Annotated in this window: 7 protein-coding genes; 2 read left to right on the top strand and 5 right to left on the bottom strand. The window is 41.3% G+C overall.

Annotated elements, in window-relative coordinates; genetic code table 11:
* Positions 1 to 282 precede the first annotated feature (282 nt).
* On the bottom strand, positions 283 to 522 hold the full coding sequence (locus D0463_RS16460) for a hypothetical protein (protein ID WP_117308462.1): 240 nt from the start codon (positions 520 to 522) through the stop codon (positions 283 to 285).
* Between the two features lie 498 nt (positions 523 to 1020).
* Here D0463_RS16460 and D0463_RS16455 point away from each other — a divergent pair, with 498 nt between their 5' ends.
* Positions 1021 to 1671 carry a hypothetical protein gene (locus D0463_RS16455; RefSeq protein ID WP_117308461.1) on the top strand — a complete coding sequence of 217 codons (651 nt, stop codon included), beginning with the start codon at positions 1021 to 1023 and terminating at the stop codon, positions 1669 to 1671.
* Positions 1672 to 1827: 156 nt separating this feature from the next.
* Here the strand turns inward: D0463_RS16455 and D0463_RS16450 are convergent, their stop codons facing one another.
* The 3 genes from D0463_RS16450 to D0463_RS16440 form a co-directional block, all read right to left on the bottom strand.
* A complete protein-coding gene (locus tag D0463_RS16450; protein WP_117308460.1) occupies positions 1828 to 3249 on the bottom strand; it encodes a SpoVR family protein in 1422 nt (473 codons plus the stop codon).
* A gap of 127 nt (positions 3250 to 3376) precedes the next feature.
* Positions 3377 to 3691 (bottom strand): DUF3889 domain-containing protein, encoded by a 315-nt coding sequence (locus tag D0463_RS16445; RefSeq protein WP_117308459.1) that lies wholly within the window; start codon positions 3689 to 3691, stop codon positions 3377 to 3379.
* A 28-nt stretch (positions 3692 to 3719) separates the two neighbouring features.
* A complete protein-coding gene (locus tag D0463_RS16440; RefSeq protein WP_483295748.1) occupies positions 3720 to 4550 on the bottom strand; it encodes a M14 family zinc carboxypeptidase in 831 nt (276 codons plus the stop codon).
* Positions 4551 to 4866: 316 nt separating this feature from the next.
* Between D0463_RS16440 and D0463_RS16435 the strand changes: the two genes are divergently transcribed.
* Positions 4867 to 5106, top strand: a complete 240-nt coding sequence (locus D0463_RS16435; RefSeq protein WP_117308457.1) for a YhdB family protein — start codon at positions 4867 to 4869, stop codon at positions 5104 to 5106.
* Between the two features lie 131 nt (positions 5107 to 5237).
* Here the strand turns inward: D0463_RS16435 and D0463_RS16430 are convergent, their stop codons facing one another.
* Complete coding sequence (locus tag D0463_RS16430; protein ID WP_117308456.1) at positions 5238 to 6788, bottom strand: bifunctional GNAT family N-acetyltransferase/carbon-nitrogen hydrolase family protein; 1551 nt, start codon at positions 6786 to 6788, stop codon at positions 5238 to 5240.
* Between the last annotated feature and the right edge of the window lie 90 nt (positions 6789 to 6878).

Below are 6878 nucleotides of genomic sequence, written 5' to 3'. Positions count from 1 at the left end.
TTCGAGGAGTCTCGCAGATTCCCTTCCCAAAAACAACATTATCGTTTAACAGAGCCTTTAAGTTAAGTGTACAACATTAATTAAACTTACTTATAGTAAGTAAGTTTAATTAAATAACTATAATATTTCAAGATATTTTTGAAATTCGTAATGCAATTGTACTAGGGAAGTAAGGATCATCCATAAAAATCCGTCTTGCCTTTTCAGGAATTTTGTAAGCCGGAGTGGACATTTTCAAAATTAAAAAAGTATGGAATTCTTAAAAATCAACTCCTGAACAGATTATTCAGGAGTTGTTTTTTTACATATCCATGTAATTGTCATATGGCATTGGGCCATAATGCGAAGAATGTTGTTGATCCATTTGCTTTTTATAATAGTATGCTTTCGCTTTATTCTCATGCTCTTTTTCCCCATAGCCGAAATAAGCCCCGGATTGTTGGCTGAAGCCTCTTTCATTCTCTTATAATCCTCAGATAATCCTAAGTGTTGTAAATACTTATTATAAAGGTCTTGTTGCATTATTTCAGTCCTAGAACATGCCTTGTAATCGCTGTTCACAAACCTGATTTATGTACCAGAGCAAATACAAGTGCTGGGCATCCGCCCTTCTGGCTAAAAAAAGCAGTTCCTGTTTGTAACATTGATATTTCCATTTAGAAAAGACTGCAGGTAAAACAACCATTGCGGTCGAAGAATAATCCAATGGGTTGTTGATTTAGATGGGGTAAGCTTTATTTGCGCTTTCTGAAGTATTTACATAGCACACTGAATAGTATTAATAGTAATCCTACGATTCGTGGAGATCGTTAGATTTTTATTTTTTCCCGAGCCTTATCGAAGATTTGTTATCTTTTCATTCCTGCTATACATTTGAAATGACAAAGCAAAATTGCAAGTTGCACTATTTTATTTACAAGATAGATCGCTATCAATAGTTTTCATACATATTAGCTTCGAGACTTTCTGATCACGAAGATATTCTATCGAATAAAACATTATCCGAAAGGAGCGTGTCTCATGAAGAAAGGTATTTTCGCTGGCGCCATAGGGCTGATTTTAATAGTGGGAATAGTATATGAATTATCCGGCATGGTAAAGCCAACTGAAAAAGAAGAAGAGATAACAAGCGAAGAACCGAAAGCAGAGCCGAGTGCCTTGCCTCTGCCCGATCATCCGGGAATTTCAGAAGATCAGTTGGACAAAACAATAAAAAGTGTATTAGTTCCTTTGGAAGAAGGGGTCTACGCTACATACCAAAAGGAAAACTTGTCGATGGATCCTGATATGGAAGTACTCGATTCTATGAGTATAGCCTTTTATGTCTCCAGTCATATTTTTTTCCAAGAAGCATTAGCTTTAGGTATCAAGGCTGACCAAGATGAAATCACTAGAGAACTTGAAGAACAGAAAATAGGTGAAAACAAAGTTGTACACGAACAAAATATTAAAGAATCAGGAATATCTCCGGATTTGTATTGGCACGAGGTTCAAAAAGAATTAGAAAAAGACTCCGTTGTCTTTCAATTCTTGGACAGAAAAATTGGAAAGCCCGAGATAGTAGGCGGTGCTGAATATAAACGAGCTCAAAACGAATTGGTAAAACAAACGTTTCTCGATCATATTGACAAAGTCCAAGTAAATGAATCTATGATCACATTTAACCGTTGATTCATAATTTACTTCCAATCTGTCAATATTAACATTGATTACGGTTATATATCTTTATATACTCCTTCCTCCTCGATTACGTTTTATTCAAAAAATTAATCTCGGATTAGACATTTAAAAGGCTGTCGCTCAAGTCTTGATCGACAGCCTTTTGCTTTATAAATACTTCCGGTGAATTCCTTTCCCATCATAGGTAAACAGAATTTCCTTATTTTCCATCATCGATTCGAGGTGGACGGAGCGTCCCCACAGTTGGTGGATATATGGCAGTACTTTTTCCGTATACTTGACATCAAGTTCAATTCCTTCGAACCAATGCTTCAGATATAATTCCCCATTCCGCAGATAATCCCCGTCGTTAACCGTGATATACGGAAACCCTCCGTTGACTCTCATGTTGACGAGCTGATCGCGCACCTGTTCCCAAGCCTTATCGACAATTTTGTAATCCTTGCCCTGCTTCTGGAACAAATACATATCCTCCCGCATGACAAGATCCTTCGTCAGGTAATTTCGCAAAAAAGAAATGTCGCTTTCAATTTCGCGGACCTCAAACATCTTCTCACGCCCAGAGCCTGGCTTAACGCCCCGCTCCTTCATTTCCTCTGTCGGGTTATCATATCGCTCCTCGATGTCTTCAAAAATCTTCAATCCCAAATAATAGGGATTGATGCTGGTCGTTGAAGGCTGAACCACTCCCGCATTTAATTTCGCGAATTCAATCGCGTCATTCGATGTCAGATCCATTTCACGCAAGATTCGCTGATGCCAATATGAGGCCCAGCCTTCGTTCATGATTTTCGTTTCCAGCTGTGGCCAGAAATAAAGCATTTCTTCTCGCATCATCGTTAAGATGTCCCGCTGCCAGTCTGTCAGCTCGCGGCTATATTGCTCAATGAATAAAAGAAGGTCTTTTTCCGGCTGCGGCGGGAATTTTCTTTTCTTTTTCATCCATTTCGTCTGGGTATCAGCTCTTTGATCAAGCAACCATAAATCGTCATACGGAGACGAGGATGGTTTGGCTGATTCCTCTTCTTCCTCCGCCGCATCCTCCATTGTCCAAGACAGCTTCGGACGAACCAGCGATGGGTCAATATGCTCTTCAATCGCCAAGACGGCATCCAGGAATGTTTCCACTTCCTCTTTTCCGTGTTCAATCTCATATTGCCGGATTCTTTCAGCTGTTGCCGCCATACTTTCGACCATATCACGTTTCGTATTTTGAAAGCGGACATTATTTTTGAAAAAATCGCAGTGGGCCAGGACATGGGCAACAATTAACTTGTTCTGGATCAATGTGTTGGAATCAAGCAAAAAGGCATAACACGGATTGGAGTTAATCACCAATTCGTAAATCTTGCTTAAACCAAAATCGTAATGGAGCTTCATTTTATGAAATTGCTTCCCAAAGCTCCAGTGGGAATAACGCGTCGGCATGCCATACGCACCAAACGTATAAATGATTTCAGAAGGACATATTTCGTAGCGCATCGGATAATAATCTAGACCGAATCCTTTCGCAATCTCGGTAATCTCACTGATTGAATTCTCCAGGGCATTTCGTTCCGCATTGTTCATCGGCTTCTCCCCCATTTTGAGTCTTACCACAATGTATGATAGAAGAACCGGAAAAAATACATGATAAAAAAACGCTTGGAACTCCAAGCGTTTTTCAAATTAAAGATATTGGTATGAATTAAGGTTGCTACTGCCCCGTAATTTCCTCAACCGTCAAATTCAACATTTTATTGTTGGCAAGGCTATGCCGCACCTTTACCGTCACATCGACTTTTTTCCCATTTTCGGTCACGTTAAATAGAAAACCATCTTCAACCTGATCGTTCATTAACTTTTTACGGCCCAGGTACTGATATTCGGTGACGGCTTCACCTGGATAGTCAGCCTTTACAACCGCAATGGCGATTTGTCCATATTTTTCATAATCGGGCTTCTCTGCTGCTATGACACCTGATTGGAACAAAATCATTACGGCAAACAAAATGCTTAAAATCTTTTTCATGATGCGCCTCCTTTTACTTCATATATGTTTAATATGCGATAAGATTGTCCTTCTTATGCTTATTCTTACTTAGATTACGAGCCTCTTCTGCAAGCATGAGACCGCCGGCTTTATTTCTTTTCCACTCCTCGGTAAACACCGAAAGCGGAGGATTCGTTTCCTTTACAAGGTAACTGATTTCAATCGTTAATGCAGGCCGGTTGAATTTTGTTATGAACCAATCCGTATACCCGCTTCCTACCGCATGCTTTTCAGGCGAAGAAAGTTGATACCCAGTCAGGGCTGCCGTTTTCCGCGCTATTTGATAATCCCTGATTACGTTTTCCGCTTTATTGTGATAATGCCAAAATATTTCCCTTCCTGAGGTGTGGTAGCTAACCGCAATCTCCGGATTAATTCGCCCTGTGAATTCCGCTAAAGCCCTAGCCTCTCTTGCCTGAAACGGTCGTGTTCCTTTGTAGAATTGATAATGTGGGCGGTTTACTTCTGTCTTGCTGTCTTCCCAACCGGCAGGATATTGCCTGTTAAGATCGATTCCAGCTCCATTTGCCTTCCAGCTGCGATAATCCAATCTGAACTTGTTCATTTTCCATAGTGCAATCTTCTCCTTCCTGGTAAGGAACGATAGATCCCCCTGCTGGATGCTGACTCCATCGGGGTTAATCATCGGCACGAACCAGATACTGACCTCATCCAGGATATCGGTTGAAAAACCGTCAATCCATCCGTTTTTATCGTAAGCCTCACTATATTCTTCGAGCATCTTCATCAATAACGAAGTCGTAAGCCACTCCCTGCCATGATGTGCGCCGACAAGTAAAATGGTGTGATCGCCTTTTCCCAATTGTGCCGCCCAAATATTTCTGCCGTGATGGGATTTCCCAATTTCCCGGATGACGATATTTTTGTTTTTTTCTCTAAAGCATTCAAATCTGCTTCCAGTTTCTCATATGTATAAATATGATGTGGTTTGACAATTCCTTCAGCTTGAATAGGCCAAGGGAAAAATAGCATACACATTACACTTAAAATGATAATTCGTTTCATTGAACACCTGCTTTTTTATTCAGGTAAATTGATACAGACCCCATTTAAGGCTTCTCCACATTTTGTATGGGAATGTTCCTTCTCTTCCCGCACAAACTACAAGTAACTCCTTTAAGGAGGAGAGAAAAATGATTAAAGCGGATTATGATCGGGCTTTGTTCTACACGCATCGCTCTGAATGGGATAACTTGCTGATTCTAATGGTCAGAACCAAAGACAACTTTTTGTCAAAGAAAATCGAGCATTTTCTGCACGCCTACAACTTTGAGCATGATTACAGTGTCATCGAGGAAAAGCTGTACACATTGCTCCGGTATTTAGATCATGCGGCGGAAAGGTCTTCACAAGAAATTTGCTTATATGGCTAGCTTACAAATTATGTTACAAATAGGTTTTGCATATTTGGAATTTCTATACGTAAAAACTAGGACCCTTGGCTGGTACTCCTAACCTAAACGGAACAAACCGAAAGAGGCTGACAATAGCGTCAGCCTCTTTTTCATTTCGACCCTTGATTATATTGAATTTTATAAACATCGTGACGTCTGTCCTTTAGTTGCCTTACGGTGCCCGATTGCCGCTGTCGGCGTAATATTTCAAGGTCCACATCCCCAATCAAAACCATTTCCAGATTTGGATTGGTTTCTCCGACGATTCCATCGCGCGCGTATTCAAAGTCAGACGGGGCGAAAATGCCTGACTGGGCATATTGAATATCCATATTTTCTGTTTGCGGCAAGTTTCCGACCGTCCCGGAAATGACCGTGTAAATTTGATTTTCTACGGCACGGGCCTGGGCGCAATACCTGACACGTAGATAGCCCTGGCGATCTTCTGTACAGAAAGGTGTAAAAATAATTTTCGCACCCATTTCCGTTGCGATTCGGGCTAGCTCCGGAAATTCGATATCATAGCAAATCTGAATCGCGATCCGGCCGCAGTCCGTGTCAAACACCTTGACCCGGTCCCCCGCACTCACTCCCCACCATTTCCGTTCGTTCGGGGTGATATGGATTTTATATTGCTTTTCAATTGTTCCGTCTCTGCGGAAAAGGTAAGCGATGTTATAGATATTATCATCATCCTCTTTCACGACATGGGACCCGCCAATAATATTTACGTTATAACGGACTGCCAGGGTTGTGAATAACTCAATATATTGTTCCGTGAAATCGGTCAATTTCCTTATCGCCAGGCTCGGAGATCTTTCGTCTAAAAACGACATGAGCTGGGTTGTAAACAATTCTGGAAATACGGCAAAATCCGCATTGGCATCCGCCGCAACGTCCGTGAAATATTCCACCTGGTTCGCGAAATCGTCGAAGGAACTGATTTGGCGCATCATATATTGGACGACACAGATCCGAACCGGCTCTGACGTTTTATAGTGCTTCCGCTTTGATTTTGGGTGGTAATCCCAATTATTCCATTCCATCAGGGTCGCATACTTATTCGATGCCTTATCATCCGGAAGATAATTCGGGTTGATCCGCATTAAAGTAAACCCATTTAATAGCTGGAAAGTGAGAACCGGATCATAAATCTTATGGTGCTGGACTTCCTTAACATATTCTCTCGGCGAGAGTTCACCGGAGTGTTTATGATAGTTAGGGATCCGGCCGCCAATGATGATGCTTTTTAGATTCATTTCCGCAGCTAGTTCTTTTCTTGCTTCATATAGACGCTGCCCGATTTTCATGCGCCGGAAGTCTGGGTGAACCATGACTTCTATGCCATATAAATTATAGCCGTTTGGATCGTGGTTTGTGATATAGCCGTTATCTGTGACGTCATCCCATGAATGGCGGTCATCGTATTCGTCAAAATTGATGATCAAGCTTGAGCATGAACCGATGACTTTTCCATCATACTCGGCAACGAATTGCCCTTCAGGAAAGATTTCAAGATGGCTCTCCAGCTGCTCCCGCTTCCATGGACTCATTCCTGGAAAGCAAACTGCCTGCATCGCGATAATTTGATCGATATCCCCATGCTTCAAGTTTCGTATTTCCATAATTTTTTCAAACTTGTGTAAATCTAGCTTTGTCATCCGTCGTGCACTCCTTCTTTTACATGAACCGTCAGTCCAATGCTTGACATAAGTTTCAAACCTTAATATATGTAATGTTCTGTTTTACCC

This window comes from Bacillus sp. V59.32b (genome assembly GCF_003429085.1).
Classification (GTDB): Bacteria; Bacillota; Bacilli; order Bacillales; family DSM-1321; genus Peribacillus.
Note: the sequence above shows the minus strand (reverse complement) of the source record. Positions and strands in the feature narration are given on the sequence as shown.